The sequence below is a fragment of the Polynucleobacter campilacus genome, assembly GCF_002206625.1.
Taxonomy (GTDB): domain Bacteria; phylum Pseudomonadota; class Gammaproteobacteria; order Burkholderiales; family Burkholderiaceae; genus Polynucleobacter; species Polynucleobacter campilacus.
In genome coordinates this window covers 685,951-707,860 of the sequence record NZ_NGUP01000003.1, presented here as the reverse complement: position 1 = coordinate 707,860, position 21,910 = coordinate 685,951, and the positions used below count along the sequence as shown (strand labels likewise).

Genomic DNA, 21,910 nt, shown 5'->3' with positions numbered 1-21,910 from the left:
GGCCCCCATATTAGGTCAACTGCTGCAAGGACTCGTAGACACTCTCAAGCTCTAATGTATATGCCTTAGTATCAAAAAGAGGGCATTTCAATCTACTAAGGATAAGTTTGTCTTTGATGCTATCAAGCAATTTCTTGTCCGCTGCCAACTCTAGCGCCCTTGATTCATATTCCTCTAGAGAATGAGTGATCAACTCTGGCACACCTATTGAATCAAGTAGACTTGCCGCCACTCTGCCAGCAAATGATTTACCAAGGCAAGTAAGCACTGGTACCCCACACCAAAGAGCATCACTAGCTGTTGTATGTGCATTGTATGGAAGAGTATCCAAGAACAAATTCATGAATCTAAGTCGCGCTAAATGCTCTGAAAGCTCCATTCTTTGAGCAAAGACCAGTCTATCTGGTGAAATTCCATGTTCAGATGCATGCTTTCTCAAATTCTCTACGGCCAATGGGTTGTCCTCAAATAACCATAGAACACTCCCATTAATCTTGGTCAGTAATTGCATCCAAATAGCAAAAATACTTGGTGTAATTTTGAAATTGTTATTAAAGCAACCAAATACGAATCCAGCCTCAGGCAGGCCCAACTCAGCCCTTGAAAATTCACGGCTTGATATTGGACGAGCCCTATCATTTGGCTGATAGGTATTTGCCATGTAAATCACTTTTTCAGAATAGTACTTCTGTTGCGAATCGGGAATGAGAGTCGAATCTGCAATGATGTAATCGTAGCAAGATGCCCCCATAGTTCCCGGATACCCTAAATAATTAATTTGAATTGGCGCAACACGTTTAGCAAAAACTTCTATACGGTTATGCTCGGTATGGCCAGTTAAATCAAGTGCAATATCAATTTCTAAATCACGTGCTAAATCCACTATTTCCTGATCAGTCTTACCACGTACATCGATAAAATCATCAAAGGCATTTTTTAACCTTAGTCTCATTGCATCTTCGCCACTGGGCCCAAAGGAAAAAGCATAGGTTTCAAAACGTTCTTTATCATGAGCTTCGAAGAGACCGGCGGCCAAATGCGCGACTGGGTGATTACGAAAATCCGCAGAAAAATATCCAATACGAATTTTTTTTCTCTGAGTTGTCTTCTGCTTCGATGGAAGATAGCTAAGTAACTGAATTTTTTTATTAGCCCAAATTTTTGCAGCTTCTAAATGGGCAGATTCGTCATCCGAAATTGCTAACAATGTAAATGGTGAGACAACTTTTTTTCCATTTTTTACTTTTTTCAATAAACTGTTGACTCTTTCCTGATAGCATTTCCAATCACATGCCAAGATATTGAGATGCGCCAACATCCCCTCTAAAAAATCATAATCAGGCTTAATGCTCAATGCTTTTTGGTAAGAAGCAATTGCTTCATCGAAACGTTTTAGCTCAGCAAGTACCGCACCCTGGTTTGACCAGGCTTCTGCGTAATCAGGCTTAATGCTCAATGATTTTTGGTAAGAAGCAATTGCTTCATCGAAACGTTTTAGCTCAGCAAGTACCGCACCCTGGTTTGACCAGGCTTCTGCGTAATCAGGCTTAATGCTCAATGCTTTTTGGTAAGAAGCAATTGCTTCATCGAAACGTTTTAGCTCAGCAAGTACCGCACCCTGGTTTGACCAGGCTTCTGCGTAATCAGGCTTAATGCTCAATGCTTTTTGGTAAGAAGCAATTGCTTCATCGGAGCTCTTAAGTACCCGCAAAGAGATTCCTCTATTAACCCAGGCCTCTGCAAATAAGGGATTTAATCTAAGAGCCTCTTCTGCGGCTGATAATGCATCATGTGGGCGCTCTAGCTTATTTAGAATAAATGCTTTATTACTATGTGCGTTTGCGTATTGTCTATCTATAGCAATGGCCTTGTCGATGGCCTCAAGCGCAACAATATTCTGATTTTGTTCTGTTAAGAGTTTGGAATAATTTAGCCATACATCTCGATGCAAAGGATTAATCTTTATAGCCTGCATATAGCAAGCTTTTGCTGATTCAAAATCTCTTAACTCTTCAAAAAGTATGCCCTTATTTAGATACGCCTCCAAGTATTGATCATTAATAGCCAACGCCTTGTCATAATGCTCAATAGCCTCAGTTGATTTACATAGTTCTTCGTAGAGTCTTCCAAGATTAAAGTGAAGCTCGCTTGAATGAGAATTTAATTGGGCGGCACTTAGAAGGGCATCCAGGGCCTCGCTAGTCTTACCAAGAAGGGCAAGAGCAGCACCAAGATCATGTCGAGCCTCAAAAGACTGCCCGTCCTTCAAGACGGCTTTCTTAAGAAACTTCACGGCATCCGAGTAAGCAGCTCTTTCTAAATATAAGGAGCCTAAATAATAATTAGCCTCGGAAGAGGAATTCACATCAAGGCAAGCCTTAGCCAAGCAAACCTCACCAGCCTCTAGATTCCCTGATGACAGTTCAACGTAGGCCATCAATTCATTGGCACGATAATGAGTGGGGTTTGAATCTAGGAGTGTCTGCAGCAAGCTCTTCGCATTTTTTAGGTCATTTTGACCGTAATATGCCGCAGCCTCAGATAAGAGCTTCGCTTCAGCTGATGAATCTAATCTTTGCATGCGCTAATTTAATGGTCTTTTTTGGAGTTTGCCCAAGAGCGGCCTATATGATTAGGCAATGTTAGCATTATTACCAAAGATAAATTTTTGCTAGAGCCCAGGTGAATACAGACAATCAATTTGAGACGGCAAAGGAATATTTTCAAGTTGGCTTGAATTATTTCGATAATGGCGATTATGACCGTGCCAAATTATCCCTTCTTGATGCCTACAAAATCATGCCGGAACGCCCTTCAATTTTGGCTAGTCTTTCGGCAACTTGTATTCAATTAAAAGAATGGGAGGAAGCTAAAAGTTTTTGTAGAAAATTATTAAAGATTTCCCCCGAAGACTCTATCGGCTGGCTCAATCTAGGCGTTTGTACCGCACATGAAAATTATTACGAATTAGCAATTGAATATTTTTCTAATTGCCTAGCAATCGATCCAAATTTAGTTGCTGCTTGGTCCAATAAAGGTCATGCTCATCTAGAAAAAGAGGAATTTCTAGATGCTAATAATTGCTACATAAAAGCGCTTAAACTGAATCCGAAGTATGAAGATGCACTCATTGGATTAGGAAATTTACTCAACGAACAAAAAAAATATGAGGATGCACTCAAATATTTTGATGGGGCGATATTTACAAACCCCAATAACTATCTTGCAAAATGGAATAAAGCACTCTCACTACTTAGATTAGGAAACTTCGAGGCAGGCTGGCCTCTATTCGAATCACGCCGGCATGTTTCAGGAATGATGGAGCATATGCCCAAGCTCGATGCTCCACTCTGGCTTGGGCATCAATCTCTGGAGGGTAAGACCATTTATATTCATGCAGAACAAGGCTTTGGAGATACGATCCAATTTAGTCGCTACCTACCTCTTCTTGAAAATATAAAAGGTGCAAAGGTTATATTTGGAGCACCAAAATCTCTTGTACCCCTGATGAAAAGTCTCAGCCTCACTATCAAGGCTGTAGATCAGCAAAGTTTCTCAGAAAATTATCACGACAGGATTGATTTCCACTGCCCCATCATGAGTCTTCCTCTAGCATTTGGCACAACACTAGACACCATCCCCATGTCTATGCGCTATTTGAAGACTGATCCAACAAAGAGAGCAATCTGGGCTAAAAAACTTGAATGCTCGAAAGGCAAACCTACTCCACTCAAGATTGGAATAAGTTGGCGCGGCTCCGGGAAGTATGCCAATAAAGTAAGCGAAAAAAGGAACGTTCCCTTTTTACTGTTTGCCGATCTCATTGCCGAATTAAAATCTGATGGTGTTGAGTTTCATGCCATTCAAACTGAGTTTGGATCTGATACTGCATTCAAAGCGCCATCTCTGGAGGGTTTAAATATCCATACAAATGACCTTATCGATTTTTCAGATACAGCAGGGTTAATTTCTCAATTAGACCTTGTAATATCGGTAGATACTGCCTGCGCTCACCTTGCAGGGGCCCTTGGGGTAGCTACTCTCTTACTGATACCAGACCCGCCTGATTTTATGTCCCTGACCGAATGTGACCAAAGCCCTTGGTACCCCAATACCTCTTTACTGAGACAAGATAAAAGGGGTGATTGGGAAAGACCTCTTGCTGAGGTCAAAAAGAAAATATTGTTATTAATTAAAAACGGCTCTTTAGATAGTTAAGATTGTCTAAACTAGCGTGAATGAACCTTCTCACTAAATCTTCCGCATATGAGTAACAATAGCGCCAATCAATTGCTTGCTCAGGCAGTATCACATCACCAAAATAATAATTTGGCTCAAGCTAGATCTCTTTACGAACAATGCAATACGGTTGACCCCAATAACTTTGACTGCCTATATTTCTTGGGGCTTCTTTATGCGCAAACTGGTGAATTCCAAAAAGCAATTAACAAGCTAAGCAAGGCGAGCGAGTTAAATCCTAATCATCCGGCGACCTTTAGTACTTTAGGCTTTGCGCAACTGGAGTTAAAACAATATCTTCCCGCTATAGATAGCTTTAGACGTGCCGTCAAATTGCAGCCAAACCTAGTAGATGCGCATTACAACCTTGGCAATGCCCTGCAAGACACTCATCATCATTTGGAGGCAATCGCATCATATGATGCGGCGCTCCAGTTGACAAAAAAATAATCCCAATATTTACTTCAATAAAGCAAATTCATTGCGATATCTCAAAGATTTTGAGGCAGCCATTCAAGCCTATGATCAGGCGCTTGTTATTGAGCCTAATTTTGCAGAAGCGTATTGCAATAAAGCAGGCTGTTTGGAGCAAATTGGGGCCTATGAGGATGCTATTGCGGCCTGTAAAAAAGCTCTTTGCATTGATCCCAACTTTGCCACCGCCCACTGGAATCTTGCTTTTTGCTATCTATTGCTTGGTGACTTTGAAAACGGCTGGAAGGAACATGAATGGCGCTGGTCCAGCCCTGATCTGCCCATACATCAAGAGCGTAGAAATTTTGATCAGCCCTTGTGGTTAGGGCAAGAGTCCTTATTAGATAAAACTATCTTATTGTATGCAGAGCAAGGTCTTGGGGATACGCTGCAATTTTGTCGTTTTGCTATTCAAGTTAAACAGCTTGGTGCGAAAGTCATTCTTGAAGTTCAAAAACCTCTCGTTTCCCTACTATCTAGCCTTACAGGTGTTGATCAAATTATTTCTAAAGGTGAGGCAGCCCCAGCATTTGACTATCAATGCCCACTGATGAGCCTTCCTTTGGCTTTAAGGGCCTATTCAAAGGAGGCAATGAATATCTCTATGCCATACCTCCAAGCCTCTAAAGAAAGCCTTTCGAAATGGGAAAGCATGCTTGGCAAAAAAACCAAGCCGCGGGTTGGAATAGTGTGGAGTGGTAATCCAGATCATCACAATGACTGGAATCGAAGTATTCCTTTGGATCAATTACTTCAACTAAGTTCATCCGAGTATCAGCTAGTGTCAGTCCAGAAAAATATTAGCGCCGCTGATCGCACACTCCTTGAGGCTCACCCCGAGGTTTTGAGCTTTGACAATGATTTACATGACTTCAGTGATACTGCTGCCCTATGTGAATTACTTGACCTAGTGATTACCGTTGATACTAGCGTGGCACACGTCGCCGGAAGTCTTGGCAAAGAGACGTGGTTATTGCTACCTAAAAATCCGGATTGGAGATGGTTGCTAAACAGAGCAGATACCGATTGGTATCCAAATACGAGAATTTATAGGCAGGAAGAGCTCCTCAATTGGGCCCCAGTAATAGGTCAAGTTAAAAATGATCTAAATACCCATCTCTCTACCTAATCTTATTGAAGTCAAAAGCCACATTTAACTCTAGCGATAAAAAACCCCACTGTGTTTCCACAGTGGGGTTTTTATTTGCTTCTTTGTCTTATAGACTAATTCAGACTAGCTTACGCTAGCGTTAAATTAGAATGTATGACGTGCACCAATAGCGTATTGGTTACCGTTTGTACCTGATCCAGCTGTACCGCCGCTACCTGAAGTAGTAGTGGTTGAACCAAATGCAGCGTACAAGTTTGTACGCTTGCTGAGGTAGTAGTTAGAACCAATTTGGTATGCAGTGAAGCTAACAGTGTTAAGTTGCACACCAGTAGAAAGGTCTGCACCTCTGTAACGACCATTACCTACGCTTGCCCAAGCCTCAATTGCAGGAGTGATGTAGCTGCGTACACCAATCTGTTGAGCATTGCGGTTAAATTGAGTGGAGCTTAAAGTAGATGCGCCAGTAACAGTTTGACCTGAGTTCTGAGTAACTTTACGACCGATCCACTGTGCGTACGCCTTCAAGATACCGAAGTCATATGTACCAGCAAGGTAAGTTTGCTTATCAGCCAAGTTGGTAAAAGCAAGGTAACCAGCAGAAGAAGCTGAGGAAGTTGCTGAGGCTTGAACTGTTAATGGAGTTTGACCGCCACCAATGTTGTAAGAAGGAGCCGCTGCCAAGTCAACACCTGTAACTTTAGTAACAAAAGACTGGTAGTTAGCTGTCAAATACAGTTTCTGCCATGTGTAGTTAGCACCTAAGCCCCAACCGTTCCAGTTTTGATTGCCGCCACTTGAGCTAGAAACCATCTGAGTATTGGTGTTATTCATAGCATACATACCTTTTACTTGGAAACCAGCAAAAGTATCAGATGCAGCTGTCAATGCATTAGAAGCACGGTTTGTAAATCCAATGTTTGTTGATTGACCAGACTCAGCACCAGATTGGTTACCACCAACATAGATTACGCCTCCAGTCATATTCATGTATGCGGTTGGGTCAGTCTTTGCACCCTCTTCATAGATTGGGGTGTATTGACGACCAAATGCAAACTGACCAAGGCCATTCTTTTTCAAACCAACGAAAGATTGACGGTTGTTCAATGCAGAACCTGAATCAGTAGAAGTGCCTTGCACTGCGTCAACAGCTGTACCGCCAGACAAGCTAGCGTTAGCAGGTGTCAAACCAGCTTCAATAGTGAAGAATGCACTTGTACCGCCACCCAAATCTTCAGTACCTTTGAAACCTAAACGGCTAGTAGACTGAGCGCCTTGACCGAATTGGCTACTTGTGGACTTAACAATTCCACCGTTGGTTGCAACTTTTGAGTTGTAGGCGGTTGCGTTAGCTCCAATATAACCAGCGTCAATAACGCCGTATACGGTTACGCTGGACTGTGCTTGAGCAGCGCCAGCAATAGCTGACATAGCTGCAACTGCGAATAGCGATTTTTTCATTCTTTAAATCTCCAAAAATTAAAAGTAATGCCCAAATAAAACCGGGACCAATGAATTTTGCTGGTTTTGCCCATGCAGACTGGGGGTAAGGGCATTTAGGAGTTCTTTTTGCTTGTCAAAAGGTAGTTTTTTGGCTTTCTTCGTTGTATCTCGGCAACAAGGCCTTTGTTTTCTGTCTTTTCAGGCCCTCAGATGACAAAATTGTCATATGGCAAGTCGCGAATTCTTAAAAATCCTCAGTTCTGCCCGTTTGGGTGATGTATTAGCGCAACAAAAATTAGCCCAAGCCTATATGACGGGGGCATTTAAAACCCCAATTCAGCCCACTAATGCTTTAATTTGGCTCGAAAAATCTTTTTTTTCCATTACTAATCAAGGACTTGAAGAAATCGGCTCAATCCAAGAGGAAGTTTCTAGTCTTTTAGATCAAGTGGCCAGCATCCCTCTGGTGGAGACCTTCAATTCCCCTGCTTTTGGCTTTGGTTGGAGTTCGTTTTGGGAGTTGGCAGAAAAAAATATTCAGGATGAATCGAGCCTTGCAGCCAAGTGGCAACTCGCCAATCTTTTAGTAAACCCGGCCTATCAAGAAACTCAATCTCAACTTGTCGATTGGTTAGATAAAACTATGACTCCGCCTTCACTTGAAAAAGTTGCGGGTCTGGATTTCGCTGGGCTTCAAAAACTGGCAAGGGAATACTTGAAAGAACTTTCTGAAATAGATTCGCCATTCACTGCTTCTGCTAAAGAATTATTAATAAAGCTTCAGCCAAAAAATGAGGCCCTGTCCTCTTTATGGAATGCTTGGCTCACGAATAAAAATGAAGAGGCTCTACTTCAGGCAGCAGAGCTAGGTCTGACGTTGGCCAAACTAACATTAGGTTTACGTCTTGCTCAACTAGATGGGAGTAATAGCAAATCAAACGCCTCTCTCAAAAAAGCAGCGCATTGGTTAGAGCTTGCCGCCAAAGATGGTGACCGTGATGCATGGTATGCGCTTGGTGAGATTTATCGTCGTCCGCAATTTTCTGGATATAACGCCGCAGAGAGTGATCGTTGCTTTGATCGTGCTGCTGAGCTAGGGCATGCACAAGCCCAACTTCGCAAAGGCGCCAATCTTTGGCGTAAGCGAGAAAAGTCTGAAGAAAAAGTTCGTGGCTTGCAAGCCTCTTATTGGGTATGGCAAGCGCATCAGCAAGATGTGGCGGAAGCCAAAGAATTAATTGGCAAAATCTTAGAGAGTTGTCCTAACCCCAAATCAAATGAGTGGCTTGAATTAGCCCAATATGCTGAACGCGCCATTAATCATCATGCTGAATATAAATTAGATGAAGATTGGCTATTACTCTGTCATCGTATCGTCATTGCCAATCAATTTAACTTCAGCAAATCAGAGTTACTATTATGCGAAGTTGGTCAACTTCAACATGAACACTGTGTAGTAGTGGATATTCGCTGGGAGCTGCCGAAAATTTTACCGAGATTGATTCAGATTGAAACGATTCAGCAACGGCGCGCCCTATTGGCTGCGGGTAAAGTATTCGCTGGTTCTGACGCAAATATCGAAGGTAACCTACGTCAACGACGATACCGCTTTGATCGAGTGAGCAATTGGCTAACTGATACTTTTTCTCGGGGCACTAAAAATCAGACTGATGCTGAGCTAGTTTGATCTTCTTTATTAGCCTCATCATCAGCAGGCTTGGGGATATAAAAACGGGCAATAAATAGCCCCAATTCATAAAGTAGCGTCATCGGTATAGCCAACAGTAATTGTGAAAGCACATCGGGCGGAGTGACAACTGCTGAGATTACAAAGGCACCCACAATCACATAGGGGCGAATCTCTCTCAGCTTAGCTAAAGGTACGATACCCATCCGCACCAAGACAACCACCACAACGGGCACTTCAAAAGTAATACCAAAGGCCAAAAAGGTATTCATGGCAAAACTCAGGTATTTATCGATATCCGTAGACATCTCAGCACCTAGTGGTGCGTTATAGCTAGCCATGAAATTAAATACTGTTGGAAATACTAAGAAGTAAGCAAAAGCCATGCCGAAAATGAATAGGCTATAGCTACTCACCACTAAAGGCACAATTAATTTGCGCTCATGCATATATAAGCCTGGTGCAATGAAGGCCCACAATTGATATATCACCATTGGCAATGCAATGATGAATGCTACTAGCATGGTCACTTTCATGGGCACAAAAAATGAACCAGTGACATCCGTGACGATCATCTTGCCACCCGCTGGCAATGAATCTAGTAAGGGCTGTGAAAACAAATGAAAAATGTCGGGTGCCCAATAAACCAAGCAAACGAATACAACAATAATTGCTAAAGCAGACTTGATAACACGATCACGCAACTCAAATAAATGCGAGAGGAAAGATTCTTGCAATCCTGAATCTTCAGTGGAATTATTTTCTGACATGCGAAAGTATTTTTATTCTTATTCTATTTATTTGATGGCGCTGTGATGAAAACGTTTCATTCTGGCAGCGCCCGATTGAACACGTGTGCGCACACCCGCTGAACGTTTAAACCAAATGGGTCTGGCTGCCCGTCTAACACCCCAACTACTGCGGCCTTGGCGCTTGGTCTTATCCCACACCGCTCTCTCATCAACAGGTAACTTCTCAAAACTGGTTTCGAAAATATCAGCCTGATCACTCAGATTTGTATTGGCCTCTTGAACCGTTGAATGAATGCTATTTTCAACTTCTTTAAGGGCGGAAGCACTTTCTTCACGGAACTTTTTAAATTCCTCAACTTCCATCTGACGATTGACTTCAGATTTAATGTCAGCCATATAGCGTTGTGCACGACCAAACAAGTTGCCCGCCATGCGAGCAATTTTTGGCAGGCGCTCTGGACCTACAACGATCAAAGCAACTACTGCAATGAGCGCAAGTTTTGAAACCCCAAGATCAATCATTTAAACAGTCTTCTAAAACCACGTGGATTTCTATTGCGCTATCAAAAATCACTTGTTAAGGTCTTTAGCTTGCACATCAACAGTTTTTTCTGTTGCAGCAGCAGCTTGCTGGATTTGCTCTTTAGGTTCTTCGCCCGGCTTCATGCCATCTTTGAAACCTTTTACAGCGCCACCCAAATCTTGGCCAATATTTCGCAATTTCTTGGTACCAAATACCAACATCACGATGACCAAAACAATTAACCAATGCCAAATGCTAAATGAGCCCATTTTGAATCTCCTTGGATTATTTTTTCCAGGGGCGCGGACCGCCCATCACATGCAAATGCAAGTGATAAACCTCCTGCCCTCCATCCGCACCATTATTCACCATTAAGCGAAAGCCGCCATCCTGACCAGGACGGCAACCCTGCTCTTTGGCAAGACGCGGTGCTAATTCCATCATTCTACCCAGCAAAGGGGCGTCAATGCTTTCTACTGAAGCCAGCATGGGGATATGTTTCTTGGGAATCATTAAAAAATGTACTGGCGCGGCGGGATTAATGTCTTTAAATGCGTAGATTTCCTCATCCTCATAGACCTTCTGGGATGGGATTAAACCCTGTGAAATCTTACAAAACAGGCAATTCGGATCGTGCGACATAGGTGTTTATTCTTGGCCAGAAGCTTTTCTGGCCGCCTTTTCTTCGATCCCTGAGGTGCCCAAGCGGCGATCTAGCTCTGCAATCACATCTTCAGGACGCAAGTTAAATTGTGACAAGGCAATCAAGCAATGAAACCAAAGATCTGCCATTTCAGCAACCAGCAGCTTTTGCTGCTCGGCAGCCAAGTTAGAGCTACGAGCATCCTTAGCGGCCATGACTGCCTCGGTTGCCTCTTCGCCAATCTTCTTCAGAATTGCATCGTCACCCTTAGAAAAGAGCAAAGCGGTATATGAAGTCTTGGGATCGGCTTGTCCTGCCTTAAAAGCATCACGTCGTTGATCTACTACATCAGCTAAATGCGCGAATGCAGAATCCAAACTAGAAGGTTTATTGGCTGAACTGGTCATTGGTTCATTTTATGTCTTTTAAGCAAAGAGCTTTAGCTTGTTTATTTTTTAGGGATCGACTGATCAACCCAAGTGGCCTTGGCTGAGTCCCACTGTTTAAAGAAGCAGCTGTGCTCACCAGTGTGACAGGCGATTCCATCCTTTTGCTCAACCATCAGCAAAATCGTATCGCCATCACAATCCAAACGAATCTCTTTGACCTTTTGGGTGTGACCAGATTCTTCACCCTTATGCCATAGCTTTTGTCGTGAACGCGTCCAGTAGACTGCTTCGCCTAAACGAATGGTTTCTAAAAGGGCGTCACGATTCATCCACGCCATCATCAATACATCGCCACTACTCACTTCCTGCGCAATCACAGGCACAAGACCCTGATCGTTCCAGGTCACAGCATCTATTAAGGCTTGGTCTTGAGGATTTTTGTTTATATCTGACATTGACTCAATTTTGACAGAATTGTTAAGACCAAACCAAATAAATAGTTGTCAGAGTCTGCTTTAATGACCCGCCCCACCTCATGGACACTTACCTTATTTGTGTGTATGATGTGTATTAAATTTATAATGTGGGAATGAATAGCAAAGAACTTATTAAGGCATTACAAAAAGATGGATGGGTGTTGCGGGGCTCAAAAGGCTCTCATCATGTTCTTAATCACCCCCATAAAGCTGGGCATATTACTGTTCCTCACCCCAAAAAGGATTTAGGGATTGGGTTAGTTCAAAAGCTACTGAAACAAGCAGGAATGAAATAAAGGAATCATCATGAAATATCCAATTGCAATTGAACCTGGTGGAGATAAGTTGGCGTGGGGCGTAATCGTTCCTGACTTACCTGGCTGCTTCTCAGCGGCTGATAGCGGAATTGATGAGGCAATTGAAAATACCAAAGAAGCGATTGAACTTTGGATTGAGGCAGCATTAGATGCCGGTGAAGATATACCAAAGCCTAGCCCTATTACTAATCTACAGAAGAAGAAAGAATTTAAAGGATATATTTGGGCAATTGCTGAGATTGACCCCGCTTTACTATCAGACGATATCGAAAGAGTAAATATCTCTTTACCAAAAAGAGTATTGGCAAGGTTAGATGCTAAGGCTAAATCAGCTGGAGAAAATCGCTCTGCTTTTATCGCTCATATGGCGATCAGCGCCTAAGAGCTCTCGCTAAATCCGAACCGGAATTCCTTGGGCGGCCATATATTCTTTTGCCTGCCCTACGGTGTACTCGCCATAGTGAAAAATACTGGCCGCTAATACCGCATCTGCATGCCCCTTGGTAATACCATCGACTAAATGCTGGAGATTGCCAACACCGCCAGATGCAATCACCGGTACTGAGACTGCATCGCTCACAGCCGCCGTTAAAGCCAAGTCAAAACCATCTTTGCTGCCATCGCGATTCATGCTAGTCAGTAAAATTTCACCAGCGCCCCGTTTGGCAACTTCACTGGCCCACTGCACGACATCAATGCCTGTAGCTGTTCTGCCGCCATGAGTAAATACTTCCCAGTTTCCAGCAGCAGTTTGCTTAGCATCAATCGCCACCACAATGCATTGAGATCCGTAATAGGCTGCAGCATCAGAAACTAAATCGGGATTAGCTACTGCAGAAGAATTCATACTCACTTTATCTGCGCCAGCATTGAGTAGGCGACGCACATCAGCAACAGCACGCACACCACCGCCAACCGTTAAAGGAATAAAAACTTGTGAGGCAACATCTTCAATGATGTGCAAAATGAGATCACGGCCATCGGATGTAGCAGTGATATCTAAGAATGTAAGCTCATCAGCACCTTGGGTGTCATAACGTTTAGCGATTTCTACAGGATCGCCTGCATCGCGCAAGCCTACAAAGTTAACACCCTTTACAACCCGTCCTGCAGTGACATCAAGACAAGGAATAATTCGCTTAGTCAGCACTAGAGAATTTTCTTCAGGTACTTCAGAGTTAACTCATCCGCATACTTTTGAGCTACCGAAAGATCAAGATCTCCAGCGTAGATAGAGCGGCCAGCAATGACTCCCATCACGCCCTCTTCTTCTGCTTTGCAGAGTGCTTCGATATCTTTGTTGTTTGAGAGGCCGCCACTGGCAATTACCGGAATACGAATCGCCTGCGCCAGCTTGATAGTGGCATCAATATTGACGCCCTTTAACATTCCATCGCGCCCAATATCGGTATAGATGATTGCTTCAACGCCCCAATCTTCAAACTTTTTAGCAAGATCAATAACTTCATGGCCGGTAATCTTGCTCCAGCCGTCTGTAGCCACCTTGCCATCACGCGCATCCAAGCCCACCATCACATGACCAGGAAATGCAGTACAGGCATCTTGTACAAAGCCCGGACTCTTTACCGCTGCAGTACCAATAATCACAGTACTGATACCGTCATCTAATAAACGCTCAATGGTTTCTAGATCACGAATACCGCCACCTAGTTGAACCGGAATCTCATCACCAACTACTTTGAGAATCGATTTGATGGCAGATTCATTTTTGAGTTTGCCCGCAAATGCGCCATTGAGATCCACTAGATGTAGACGGCGCGCGCCTTTACTAATCCAGTGTGCAGCCATCGCGCCAGGATCTTCAGAGAAAACCGTAGCTTTATCCATATCACCTTGTTCAAGTCGAACACAGTGACCGTCTTTGAGATCAATTGCAGGAATCAGCAGCATATCTAAAGTTTAAAAGTTTTAAGGTTGCCAAGAAACAAAATTTTGGTAAAGCTTTAATCCGTATTCTGCACTTTTTTCAGGATGAAATTGTGTAGCAAAAATATTATCTCGTGCCACTGCAGAAGTAAACCAATCTCCGTATTCTGTAGAGCCCGCAACATCCTCTTTGCGTTGCGGCACAACATAGTAGCTATGGACAAAATAAAAGCTTGTTAAATCAGGAATACCGCTCCACAGAGGATGTTTAGAGTCTTGCCGCACCTGGTTCCAGCCCATATGCGGGACTTTATAAGCAGAGCCATCGGGCTGTTTTTTGCCTGCCAATTCAAAACGACGAACCTCCCCCGAAATTAAGCCCAAACAGGGTGTCCATGGATTCTTTTCGGATGTACGTACTTCAGCGCTTTGATCAAAAAGCATCTGCTCACCTACACATACTCCAAGTAGGGGTTTATTTTTGGATGCCTCTAAAAGCGCCTCTAACAAACCAGACTCTGCAAGATGCTTCATGCAATCGGGCATCGCACCTTGACCAGGCAAGACAACCCGATGTGCAGAAAGAATTTCTTCGGGCTTGTGCGCAATCAATACATTGTCATCTGGAGCTACATGATGAAATGCTTGATATACGGAACGTAAATTACCCATTCCATAATCAACGATCGCAATAGTTTGCGCCAATTTAGCTTATCTTTCGCTGTGGTCTACAGAGCAACTAGGTTGTCTAAATTAGAGACTGCCTTTAGTTGAAGGAACGGCACCAGAGGCCCGTGGGTCAATCGCCAGAGCCATACGTAAAGCACGGCCAAAAGCCTTGAACACAGTCTCAATCTGATGGTGTGCATTAATACCGCGCAGGTTGTCGATGTGCAAAGTGACTCCGGCATGATTCACAAAACCACGGAAGAACTCAATGCTGAGATCAACATCAAAGTCGCCCACTCGTGCGCGAGTAAATGGAACATTGAATTCCAACCCTGGGCGGCCAGAGAAATCAATGACAACGCGTGAAAGGGTTTCATCCAAAGGTACATAGGAGTGACCGTAACGGGTAATACCCGCTTTATCGCCAACCGCCTTAGCAAAAGCTTGGCCCAAGGTAATTCCAACATCTTCTACGGTGTGATGATCATCAATATGGGTATCCCCATTGGCCACTACTTTGAGGTCAATCATGCCGTGACGGGCAATCTGATCAAGCATATGGTCTAGAAAAGGGACGCCAGAGGCCAGCTCAGCCTTACCAGTACCATCTAAATTGATGGAAATTTGAATTTTGGTTTCCGAAGTGTTTCGGATAACGTCGGCTTGCCGCATTTCATTGCGCCGCGAGGCGAAGTGTTGAGTGAAGCCTCATAATATCATTCCTAGAAGATTTTTAAATACAGATATTGCTGCACTTTCTTTCTGATTTTTAAGCTGAGTACCCTAATGAGCCGTTTTTGGAGCCCTGTCGTTCAAACCCTAACCCCTTATACGCCTGGGGAGCAACCGCAAATGCAGCGGTTGGTAAAGCTCAACACCAACGAGAGCCCTTACGGTCCCTCGCCCAAAGCCCTCGCAGCCATTGATGGTCAAAATAATGAAGGCTTGCGTCTGTACCCTGATCCAGAAGGTACTGCACTCAAACAAGCTATTGCCAAGCTGCATGGCCTAGATCCAAAACAAGTTTTTATAGGCAATGGCTCAGATGAAGTACTCGCCCATGTTTTTGCTGGCCTACTTAAACAGAACAAGCCAGTTCACTTTCCAGATATCACTTATAGCTTCTATCCTGTCTACTGCAAGCTTTTCGGAATTGACTACAAAGTAGTGCCGCTTGGAAAAGAATTTGAAATCAATCTGGCCGATTACAAAACACCTAATGGCGGAATTATTTTCCCCAACCCAAATGCACCAACAGGTAGATCTATCACCCGCTCAGAAATCGAATCCTTACTTTCTCAAAACAAAGACTCAGTATTGGTCATTGATGAGGCGTATGTAGATTACGGTACAGAGTCTTGCATTCCGCTATTGCGTGGTTCTGACTGCCCGGAAAATCTTCTTGTTGTTCATACACTCTCAAAATCAAGAGCGCTTGCTGGTTTGCGTGTTGGTTTTGCGGTTGGCCACCCTGCATTGATTGAAGGGTTAGAGCGAGTAAAAAATAGTTTTAACTCTTACCCCCTAGGACGTCTTGCGCAAGCAGGTGCAATCGCTGCCATTGAGGATCAAGCCCATCTTGAACAGAGCTCTGCAAAAGTAATGCAGACGCGCAGCAAATTAGTCGATGACCTGAATACCCTAGGTTTTGAAACACTGCCTTCAACTGCAAACTTTATCTTTACTCGCCACCCCCAACATGCCGGTACAAAGCTCTATCAAGCATTACGAGATCGCGGCATCATCGTGCGCCACTTCAAGTTGCCGCGTATTGAAGAATTCCTGCGCATTACGATTGGCACAAACGAACAAAGCGGCGAACTTGTCGCCGCTTTAAAAGAAATCCTAGCTTAGATTTATTTTTAGATTACTTCTGAATTATTTCTTCAAGCGCATTTCAGCGGCGCGTGCATGGGCTTGTAAGCCCTCACCGTGTGCAAGCGTACTTGCTACTGCACCTAGGATTTGTGCGCCAGCTTCACTTACTTCAATCATGCTCGAACGCTTAATAAAGTCATACACGCCCAATGGTGATGAGAAACGTGCAGTGCGGGCCGTTGGCAAAACGTGGTTCGGTCCAGCACAGTAGTCCCCAAGGGACTCACTTGTGTAGTTGCCCATGAAGATCGCGCCGGCATGACGAATTTTCTCTGCCCACTTGCGTGGATCAGCGGCGCAAATCTCTAAGTGCTCTGCAGCGATCGCATTAGCGATCTCGCAGGCTTCACTCATATCTTTCACCTGGATCAATAAGGCGCGATTAGTCAAAGATGCTTCAATGACTTTAGCTCTTAGCATCTCAGGTAGTAGCTTATTAATACTGGCTTGCACTTGCTCGATAAATGCAGCATCAGGACAAAGCAAAATCGATTGAGCCTGCTCATCGTGCTCCGCTTGAGAAAACAGGTCCATGGCAACCCAGTCGGGGTTACTTGTGCCATCACACAGTACCAAGATTTCAGATGGGCCCGCAATCATGTCAATGCCGACAATGCCAAATACCCTGCGCTTAGCAGCAGCCACATAAGCATTACCCGGGCCAACAATCTTATCTACCGATGGAATGGTCTTCGTTCCATAAGCTAGGGCGCCAACTGCTTGTGAACCGCCGATCGTAAAGACGCGATCCACACCAGCTAAGTAGGCCGCAGCCAAAACTAGTGGGTTACGTGCACCATCTGGAGTTGGTACAACCATGATGACTTGCTCAACACCAGCCACCTTAGCAGGGATGGCATTCATGAGCACAGAAGATGGATAAGCAGCCTTACCACCAGGCACATAAATTCCAACGCGATCTAGTGGTGTCACTTTTTGACCTAAGCGCGTACCGTCTGCCTCTTCATATTCCCAAGAGTGGCAGCCCGCTTCAATCTTTTGCTTCTCGTGATACGCACGAACGCGTTGTGCGGCGATGTCTAATGCGCTCTTTTGTACATCGGATAGAGATTTGTAAGCTTGCTCTAAATCTTTTTGGGGAATTTCCAAATCAGAAACGCTAGCGACATTTAAACGGTCAAATTGTTTGGTGAATCCCAAGACTGCTTCATCACCCTTTTCCTTGACCGCTAAGAGAATCTTGGCAACAGTAGCCTCAATCGCGTCATCATCAGCCATAGGCAATGAAAGGCTAGAGAGTAGGATTTCTTTGAAACCCGCATCCTGACTCTTGAGGCGCTTGATTATGATCTGTGCAGACATTTGAGTAAGAAGTAAGGTTGCGCTTTACTTCAGCAACTCAAAAATTGGTTGCAGCTGAGCACGCTTCCGCTTGTATGAAGCTTGGTTCACTACTAGGCGCGCACTGATATCAGCAATCGGCTCAACTTCAACTAAACCATTCGCCTTTAGCGTATTGCCAGTAGAAACCAAATCCACAATCGCATCAGCCAAGCCTACCAGTGGCGCTAACTCCATAGAGCCATAGAGATGGATCGTATCGATGTGTACGCCCTTGTTAGCAAAGTGCTCACGTGCGCAATTAACGTACTTTGTAGCAACTTTTAAACGAGAGCCTTGTTTAACTGCTGCCGCATAGTCAAAGCCTTCACGCACTGCAACCGACATACGGCACTTAGCAATATTGAGATCATAGGGAACATAAAGACCATCAGTCCCTTTTTCCATGAGCACATCTAAACCCGCTACGCCGAAATCAGCACCACCAAATTGCACATAGGTAGGGACGTCCGAGGCGCGCACAATAATTAAGCGCACATCCGGATTTGAGGTCTCAATAATGAGTTTGCGTGACTTTTCAGGATCTTCCTTCGGCACAATACCGATCTTGGATAAGATCTCTGCAGTTTCTTCGAAGATGCGCCCTTTGGAGAGGGCTAAAGTCAATTTCATGGACTAATTATCCATCAGGCTTACTTTATGCGCTCAATCTTTGCGCCTAAAAGCGTCAATTTATGCTCCATGCGGTCATAGCCTCGATCTAAATGGTAGATCCGGTCAACCTGGGTTTCACCTTGAGCTGCCAAGCCAGCAATGACCAAACTAGCAGAGGCGCGTAAATCCGTAGCCATCACGATGGCGCCTGAGAGTTTTTCAACACCCTGCGCAATGGCAGTATTTCCTTCGATTGCGATATCAGCACCCAAGCGATTTAACTCTTGGACGTGCATAAAACGATTCTCAAAGATCGTTTCAGTAATTGTTGAACTACCGCCCGCTACCGCATTGACTGCCATCAATTGGGCCTGCATATCCGTCGGAAAAGCTGGGTACTCAGAAGTGCGAAAACTTACTGCCTTTGGGCGAGTCTGCATGGAGGCCTTAATCCAATCTGGACCCACTTCCATTTGTAGACCAGCTTCTTTTAATTTGGCTATCACCGCATCTAAAGTATCGGGTCGACAATGCTTCACAAGTACTTCACCGCCAGCAGCAGCAACTGCGCACAAGAAGGTGCCCGCCTCAATACGATCAGGTATTACTGCATGCTCAGCGCCGTGAAGTTTTTCAACACCTTCGATAACCAAACGATCGCTACCAATGCCAGAAATTTTTGCACCCATCTTTACCAATAACTCAGCAAGATCGCCAACCTCTGGTTCGCGAGCAGCATTTTCTAGAATAGTCGTGCCTGATGCTAAGGTGGCTGCCATTAGTAAATTTTCGGTGCCTGTGACCGTGATCATGTCAGTCACAATCGATGCGCCTTTAAGGCGATCGGTTGGCGACTTTGTTTCAGCTTGGATATAGCCGCTCTTGATCTTGATACTTGCGCCCATGGCCTTGAGGCCCTTAATGTGTTGATCTACAGGGCGGGCGCCAATAGCGCAACCACCAGGCAATGAGACCTTAGCGCTATGCATTCTGGCTAGTAGTGGTCCCAAAACTAAAATAGAGGCGCGCATGGTTTTCACCATCTCGTACGTTGCTTCTGAACTCTTAATCACTGCCGCACTCAGCACTAAATGACTACGATCACTTGTATCCGGAAAATGAACGGTGACACCGATTTCTTGCAAGAGCTTGAGCATTGTGCGCACATCCTGCAAATCTGGAACATTGCGCAATACCACCGGTTGATCCGTCAGTAAGCATGCGCAAAGAATTGGCAAGGCTGCATTTTTGGCTCCTGCGATGACTACCTCACCTTTAAGAGGAGTGCCGCCAACCATTCTTAATTTATCCATGAAACGATTCCAGTAAAGACTTTTGCAGTGCTGTTAGTAGTGATAGCTAGTGAGTATTTTTAAGCTGCAGGGTTTTGAGCGAACTCTTGAGGCGTAAATGCCTTAATTGATAAAGCATGTACTTCTGCTTTCATCCGATCACCCATTGCGCCATAGACCAATTGATGGCGTTGTACTAAACGCTTGCCTTCAAAGTCGGGGCTCACAATCGTTGCATAAAAATGCTGACCATCGCCTTCTACTTGGATGTGGGTACAGGTAATGCCCTGCTTGATATAGCCCTCAATTTGTTCTGGGGTTGGAAACATAAACCTCTCCTAATAAAACACAATGATATAAATACTTAATGGCGCAGCTTATAGCCCTTTTGTAACAAGCGCAAAGCGATCACGGAAACCACAATAAAGAAACAAACCACGATTGCCAAACTATTCCATGGGGAAATATCAGAAACTCCAAAGAAGCCATAGCGGAAGCCATCAATCATATAAAAAAATGGGTTGAAATGTGACACCACTTGCCATGCTGGTGGCAGCGAATGGATCGAGTAGAAAACACCCGACAACATGGTGGCCGGCATAATGACAAAGTTCTGAAAGGCAGCAAGTTGATCGTATTTATCGGCCCAGATGCCCGCAATCAAACCCAAGCTTCCTAAAATAGCGGCGCCAAAGAATGCAAAAGTTAAAATCCACAGTGGGTAATCTATTGCAGGCAAGCCGTACCAAGAGGTGATTAACAAGACGCCGAAGCCCACTACTACACCACGAAACACGGCCGCCAAAATATAGGCTGCATAGAATTCAAAATGGCTCAAGGGGGCAAGCAAAACAAAGACTAAATTGCCCGTGACCTTGGACTGGATTAAAGATGAGGAGGTATTTGCAAAAGCATTTTGCAAAACGCTCATCATGACTAACCCCGGTATCAAGAACGCCGTGTAACTTAAACGGCCATAGACTTCTCTACCTTCAAGAACGTGACCAAAAATCATGAGATACAAAACAGCTGTTAATACTGGGGCAGCTACGGTCTGAAACCCCACCTTGTAAAAACGTAATACTTCTTTACGCAACAATGTTGGGAAACCACTACCGTACTCTAAGGGTGGCCTACTCAGTCCATGCTTCATGAATTGTCTCCGGACATGATGTTGACAAACACCTCTTCTAAATCCGTCTTACCTTCGCCATCTTTTTTGACCGAACCATGACGAGCCAAAAGATTGGCGGTGGTATCTAAAGCAACAATCTTGCCTTGCTTGAGCATAGCAATGCGCTGACATAAGGCTTCGGCCTCTTCCAAGTAATGCGTCGTCAAGACAATCGTATGGCCATCTTGATTCAAGCGGCTAATAAACTGCCATAAAGACTGGCGTAACTCTACGTCTACGCCAGCAGTGGGCTCATCCAAAATAATGACTGGAGGCCTATGCACCAAAGCTTGAGCAACCAATACTCGGCGCTTCATACCACCAGATAAAGATCGCATATTGCTATCTGCTTTAGATGTGAGATCAAGGTTAGCCATGATCTCGTCAACCCATGCATCATTATTTCGAATGCCAAAGTAGCCCGATTGAAAACGTAAGGTTTCACGAACAGTGAAAAAAGGATCAAAGACTAACTCTTGAGGCACAACCCCCAACATACGACGCGCTTCACGAAATGTCTTTTGCACATCGGCACCCATAATTGCTGCATGACCTTTGCTTGGGGTAACCAAGCCAGCCAAGATAGAAATGAGGGTAGTTTTGCCAGCGCCATTAGGGCCAAGTAAGCCAAAAAATTCACCAGGCTCAATAGTCAAACAAATATCATCTAGAGCCTGAAGTGCCCCGTAATGCTTAGATATATTTTGAATTGAAATTGCAGCTTGCATGCGATTACAAACCTAGCAATGCAGATACACCATAAACACTAGCTAGTACTTTTAACTTTTCTGGAGCATGCTCTACAGAAAGGGAATGACCCTCAACTTGGAGTCTTTTTTGCCACTCCAATAGAACGGTTAACACTGTTGAATCAAAATCTTTTAGCGAAGAGCAGTCAATAACTCTTAAGTCAGCTAGATTTAACGAGCCTTCTTTTTCAAGCTGCAGAGCATTTGCCTGCGTAACTGTCTTGGGCAAAGAAAAGGTCATCGTCAAATATCTA

Annotated in this window: 26 protein-coding genes and 1 pseudogene; 7 read left to right on the top strand and 20 right to left on the bottom strand. The window is 44.2% G+C overall.

Annotation, left to right across the window (positions count from 1 at the left end):
- Positions 1–10: 10 nt before the first annotated feature.
- Complete coding sequence (locus CBI31_RS07115) at positions 11–2,386, bottom strand: tetratricopeptide repeat protein (RefSeq protein ID WP_240553784.1); 2,376 nt, start codon at positions 2,384–2,386, stop codon at positions 11–13.
- A 24-nt stretch (positions 2,387–2,410) separates the two neighbouring features.
- A pseudogene (locus tag CBI31_RS10635) lies at positions 2,411–2,581 on the bottom strand (hypothetical protein); the annotation flags it as partial.
- A gap of 101 nt (positions 2,582–2,682) precedes the next feature.
- On the opposite strand from CBI31_RS10635, the gene CBI31_RS07110 reads away from it, so the two are divergent.
- From CBI31_RS07110 to CBI31_RS07100, 3 genes are read left to right on the top strand one after another with little or no spacing between them, the layout of a single operon-like run.
- Entirely contained in the window at positions 2,683–4,218 is a 1,536-nt protein-coding gene (locus CBI31_RS07110) for a tetratricopeptide repeat protein (protein ID WP_088525672.1), read from the top strand.
- Positions 4,219–4,266: 48 nt separating this feature from the next.
- Entirely contained in the window at positions 4,267–4,689 is a 423-nt protein-coding gene (locus CBI31_RS07105; RefSeq protein WP_088525671.1) for a tetratricopeptide repeat protein, read from the top strand.
- Positions 4,690–4,696: 7 nt separating this feature from the next.
- Complete coding sequence (locus CBI31_RS07100; RefSeq protein WP_088525670.1) at positions 4,697–5,842, top strand: tetratricopeptide repeat protein; 1,146 nt, start codon at positions 4,697–4,699, stop codon at positions 5,840–5,842.
- A gap of 126 nt (positions 5,843–5,968) precedes the next feature.
- Here CBI31_RS07100 and CBI31_RS07095 read toward each other — a convergent pair whose 3' ends face one another.
- Positions 5,969–7,282 carry a porin gene (locus CBI31_RS07095; RefSeq protein ID WP_088525669.1) on the bottom strand — a complete coding sequence of 438 codons (1,314 nt, stop codon included), beginning with the start codon at positions 7,280–7,282 and terminating at the stop codon, positions 5,969–5,971.
- A 208-nt stretch (positions 7,283–7,490) separates the two neighbouring features.
- Between CBI31_RS07095 and CBI31_RS07090 the strand changes: the two genes are divergently transcribed.
- The gene (locus CBI31_RS07090; RefSeq protein WP_088525668.1) at positions 7,491–8,951 is read left to right on the top strand and encodes a tetratricopeptide repeat protein; all 1,461 of its coding nucleotides are present in this window, start codon (positions 7,491–7,493) and stop codon (positions 8,949–8,951) included.
- Here CBI31_RS07090 and tatC read toward each other — a convergent pair.
- Genes tatC through hisI form a run of 6 tightly spaced genes read right to left on the bottom strand, consistent with a single transcriptional unit; the run spans position 8,927 to position 11,713 of the window.
- Entirely contained in the window at positions 8,927–9,721 is a 795-nt protein-coding gene (gene tatC / locus CBI31_RS07085; RefSeq protein ID WP_088525667.1) for a twin-arginine translocase subunit TatC, read from the bottom strand. The two genes, CBI31_RS07090 and tatC, sit on opposite strands and share 25 nt — an antisense overlap.
- A gap of 27 nt (positions 9,722–9,748) precedes the next feature.
- Complete coding sequence (tatB, locus tag CBI31_RS07080; RefSeq protein WP_088525666.1) at positions 9,749–10,225, bottom strand: Sec-independent protein translocase protein TatB; 477 nt, start codon at positions 10,223–10,225, stop codon at positions 9,749–9,751.
- A 48-nt stretch (positions 10,226–10,273) separates the two neighbouring features.
- Complete coding sequence (gene tatA, locus CBI31_RS07075) at positions 10,274–10,495, bottom strand: Sec-independent protein translocase subunit TatA (RefSeq protein ID WP_088525665.1); 222 nt, start codon at positions 10,493–10,495, stop codon at positions 10,274–10,276.
- 16 nt (positions 10,496–10,511) lie between these two features.
- Complete coding sequence (locus CBI31_RS07070) at positions 10,512–10,868, bottom strand: histidine triad nucleotide-binding protein (RefSeq protein WP_088525664.1); 357 nt, start codon at positions 10,866–10,868, stop codon at positions 10,512–10,514.
- Positions 10,869–10,874: 6 nt separating this feature from the next.
- Positions 10,875–11,276, bottom strand: a complete 402-nt coding sequence (locus tag CBI31_RS07065; protein WP_088525663.1) for a phosphoribosyl-ATP diphosphatase — start codon at positions 11,274–11,276, stop codon at positions 10,875–10,877.
- A 41-nt stretch (positions 11,277–11,317) separates the two neighbouring features.
- The gene (gene hisI, locus CBI31_RS07060) at positions 11,318–11,713 is read right to left on the bottom strand and encodes a phosphoribosyl-AMP cyclohydrolase (protein WP_088525662.1); all 396 of its coding nucleotides are present in this window, start codon (positions 11,711–11,713) and stop codon (positions 11,318–11,320) included.
- Between the two features lie 134 nt (positions 11,714–11,847).
- Between hisI and CBI31_RS07055 the strand changes: the two genes are divergently transcribed.
- Complete coding sequence (locus CBI31_RS07055) at positions 11,848–12,030, top strand: type II toxin-antitoxin system HicA family toxin (RefSeq protein ID WP_088525661.1); 183 nt, start codon at positions 11,848–11,850, stop codon at positions 12,028–12,030.
- Positions 12,031–12,040: 10 nt separating this feature from the next.
- Positions 12,041–12,433 carry a type II toxin-antitoxin system HicB family antitoxin gene (locus CBI31_RS07050; protein WP_088525660.1) on the top strand — a complete coding sequence of 131 codons (393 nt, stop codon included), beginning with the start codon at positions 12,041–12,043 and terminating at the stop codon, positions 12,431–12,433.
- Between the two features lie 9 nt (positions 12,434–12,442).
- Here the strand turns inward: CBI31_RS07050 and hisF are convergent, their stop codons facing one another.
- The 4 genes from hisF to hisB are packed head-to-tail and all read right to left on the bottom strand — an operon-like array spanning position 12,443 to position 15,279.
- Entirely contained in the window at positions 12,443–13,201 is a 759-nt protein-coding gene (gene hisF / locus CBI31_RS07045; protein WP_088525659.1) for an imidazole glycerol phosphate synthase subunit HisF, read from the bottom strand.
- Entirely contained in the window at positions 13,201–13,962 is a 762-nt protein-coding gene (gene hisA, locus CBI31_RS07040; protein ID WP_088525658.1) for a 1-(5-phosphoribosyl)-5-[(5-phosphoribosylamino)methylideneamino]imidazole-4-carboxamide isomerase, read from the bottom strand. Before hisA ends, hisF begins: the two co-directional genes overlap by 1 nt.
- 18 nt (positions 13,963–13,980) lie before the next feature.
- Positions 13,981–14,643: an imidazole glycerol phosphate synthase subunit HisH gene (gene hisH, locus CBI31_RS07035; RefSeq protein WP_088525657.1), complete on the bottom strand. Its 663-nt coding sequence runs from the start codon at positions 14,641–14,643 to the stop codon at positions 13,981–13,983.
- A gap of 48 nt (positions 14,644–14,691) precedes the next feature.
- Positions 14,692–15,279, bottom strand: a complete 588-nt coding sequence (gene hisB / locus CBI31_RS07030; RefSeq protein WP_088525656.1) for an imidazoleglycerol-phosphate dehydratase HisB — start codon at positions 15,277–15,279, stop codon at positions 14,692–14,694.
- A 114-nt stretch (positions 15,280–15,393) separates the two neighbouring features.
- On the opposite strand from hisB, the gene hisC reads away from it, so the two are divergent.
- A complete protein-coding gene (gene hisC, locus CBI31_RS07025) occupies positions 15,394–16,461 on the top strand; it encodes a histidinol-phosphate transaminase (RefSeq protein ID WP_088525655.1) in 1,068 nt (355 codons plus the stop codon).
- Positions 16,462–16,485: 24 nt separating this feature from the next.
- Here hisC and hisD read toward each other — a convergent pair whose 3' ends face one another.
- The 7 genes from hisD to CBI31_RS06990 are packed head-to-tail and all read right to left on the bottom strand — an operon-like array spanning position 16,486 to position 21,897.
- A complete protein-coding gene (gene hisD / locus CBI31_RS07020; protein ID WP_088525654.1) occupies positions 16,486–17,808 on the bottom strand; it encodes a histidinol dehydrogenase in 1,323 nt (440 codons plus the stop codon).
- 24 nt (positions 17,809–17,832) lie between these two features.
- Positions 17,833–18,459, bottom strand: coding sequence for an ATP phosphoribosyltransferase (gene hisG / locus CBI31_RS07015; RefSeq protein ID WP_088525653.1), 627 nt, complete (start codon positions 18,457–18,459; stop codon positions 17,833–17,835).
- A gap of 20 nt (positions 18,460–18,479) precedes the next feature.
- Positions 18,480–19,754 (bottom strand): UDP-N-acetylglucosamine 1-carboxyvinyltransferase, encoded by a 1,275-nt coding sequence (murA, locus tag CBI31_RS07010; RefSeq protein WP_088525652.1) that lies wholly within the window; start codon positions 19,752–19,754, stop codon positions 18,480–18,482.
- A gap of 59 nt (positions 19,755–19,813) precedes the next feature.
- Positions 19,814–20,062 carry a BolA family protein gene (locus tag CBI31_RS07005; RefSeq protein ID WP_088525651.1) on the bottom strand — a complete coding sequence of 83 codons (249 nt, stop codon included), beginning with the start codon at positions 20,060–20,062 and terminating at the stop codon, positions 19,814–19,816.
- A 35-nt stretch (positions 20,063–20,097) separates the two neighbouring features.
- On the bottom strand, positions 20,098–20,886 hold the full coding sequence (locus CBI31_RS07000; protein ID WP_088525650.1) for an ABC transporter permease: 789 nt from the start codon (positions 20,884–20,886) through the stop codon (positions 20,098–20,100).
- On the bottom strand, positions 20,883–21,635 hold the full coding sequence (locus CBI31_RS06995) for an ABC transporter ATP-binding protein (RefSeq protein ID WP_088525649.1): 753 nt from the start codon (positions 21,633–21,635) through the stop codon (positions 20,883–20,885). Before CBI31_RS06995 ends, CBI31_RS07000 begins: the two co-directional genes overlap by 4 nt.
- Positions 21,636–21,639: 4 nt before the next feature.
- Complete coding sequence (locus CBI31_RS06990) at positions 21,640–21,897, bottom strand: STAS domain-containing protein (RefSeq protein ID WP_088525648.1); 258 nt, start codon at positions 21,895–21,897, stop codon at positions 21,640–21,642.
- Positions 21,898–21,910: the final 13 nt, after the last annotated feature.

What these genes read in the sequence shown, in the direction of transcription:
- hisD (WP_088525654.1), bottom strand. Translation starts at nt 17,808, where the DNA reads ATGTCTGCACAGATCATAATCAAGCGCCTCAAGAGTCAGGATGCGGGT.
- tatA (WP_088525665.1), bottom strand. Translation starts at nt 10,495, where the DNA reads ATGGGCTCATTTAGCATTTGGCATTGGTTAATTGTTTTGGTCATCGTG.
- hisA (WP_088525658.1), bottom strand. Translation starts at nt 13,962, where the DNA reads ATGCTGCTGATTCCTGCAATTGATCTCAAAGACGGTCACTGTGTTCGA.
- CBI31_RS07095 (WP_088525669.1), bottom strand. Translation starts at nt 7,282, where the DNA reads ATGAAAAAATCGCTATTCGCAGTTGCAGCTATGTCAGCTATTGCTGGC.
- CBI31_RS07105 (WP_088525671.1), top strand. Translation starts at nt 4,267, where the DNA reads ATGAGTAACAATAGCGCCAATCAATTGCTTGCTCAGGCAGTATCACAT.
- CBI31_RS07005 (WP_088525651.1), bottom strand. Translation starts at nt 20,062, where the DNA reads ATGTTTCCAACCCCAGAACAAATTGAGGGCTATATCAAGCAGGGCATT.
- hisG (WP_088525653.1), bottom strand. Translation starts at nt 18,459, where the DNA reads ATGAAATTGACTTTAGCCCTCTCCAAAGGGCGCATCTTCGAAGAAACT.
- CBI31_RS07000 (WP_088525650.1), bottom strand. Translation starts at nt 20,886, where the DNA reads ATGAAGCATGGACTGAGTAGGCCACCCTTAGAGTACGGTAGTGGTTTC.
- CBI31_RS07065 (WP_088525663.1), bottom strand. Translation starts at nt 11,276, where the DNA reads ATGACCAGTTCAGCCAATAAACCTTCTAGTTTGGATTCTGCATTCGCG.
- hisB (WP_088525656.1), bottom strand. Translation starts at nt 15,279, where the DNA reads ATGCGGCAAGCCGACGTTATCCGAAACACTTCGGAAACCAAAATTCAA.
- CBI31_RS07050 (WP_088525660.1), top strand. Translation starts at nt 12,041, where the DNA reads ATGAAATATCCAATTGCAATTGAACCTGGTGGAGATAAGTTGGCGTGG.
- murA (WP_088525652.1), bottom strand. Translation starts at nt 19,754, where the DNA reads ATGGATAAATTAAGAATGGTTGGCGGCACTCCTCTTAAAGGTGAGGTA.
- tatB (WP_088525666.1), bottom strand. Translation starts at nt 10,225, where the DNA reads ATGATTGATCTTGGGGTTTCAAAACTTGCGCTCATTGCAGTAGTTGCT.
- hisC (WP_088525655.1), top strand. Translation starts at nt 15,394, where the DNA reads ATGAGCCGTTTTTGGAGCCCTGTCGTTCAAACCCTAACCCCTTATACG.
- CBI31_RS07090 (WP_088525668.1), top strand. Translation starts at nt 7,491, where the DNA reads ATGGCAAGTCGCGAATTCTTAAAAATCCTCAGTTCTGCCCGTTTGGGT.
- CBI31_RS06990 (WP_088525648.1), bottom strand. Translation starts at nt 21,897, where the DNA reads ATGACCTTTTCTTTGCCCAAGACAGTTACGCAGGCAAATGCTCTGCAG.
- tatC (WP_088525667.1), bottom strand. Translation starts at nt 9,721, where the DNA reads ATGTCAGAAAATAATTCCACTGAAGATTCAGGATTGCAAGAATCTTTC.
- CBI31_RS07055 (WP_088525661.1), top strand. Translation starts at nt 11,848, where the DNA reads ATGAATAGCAAAGAACTTATTAAGGCATTACAAAAAGATGGATGGGTG.
- CBI31_RS06995 (WP_088525649.1), bottom strand. Translation starts at nt 21,635, where the DNA reads ATGCAAGCTGCAATTTCAATTCAAAATATATCTAAGCATTACGGGGCA.
- hisI (WP_088525662.1), bottom strand. Translation starts at nt 11,713, where the DNA reads ATGTCAGATATAAACAAAAATCCTCAAGACCAAGCCTTAATAGATGCT.
- CBI31_RS07070 (WP_088525664.1), bottom strand. Translation starts at nt 10,868, where the DNA reads ATGTCGCACGATCCGAATTGCCTGTTTTGTAAGATTTCACAGGGTTTA.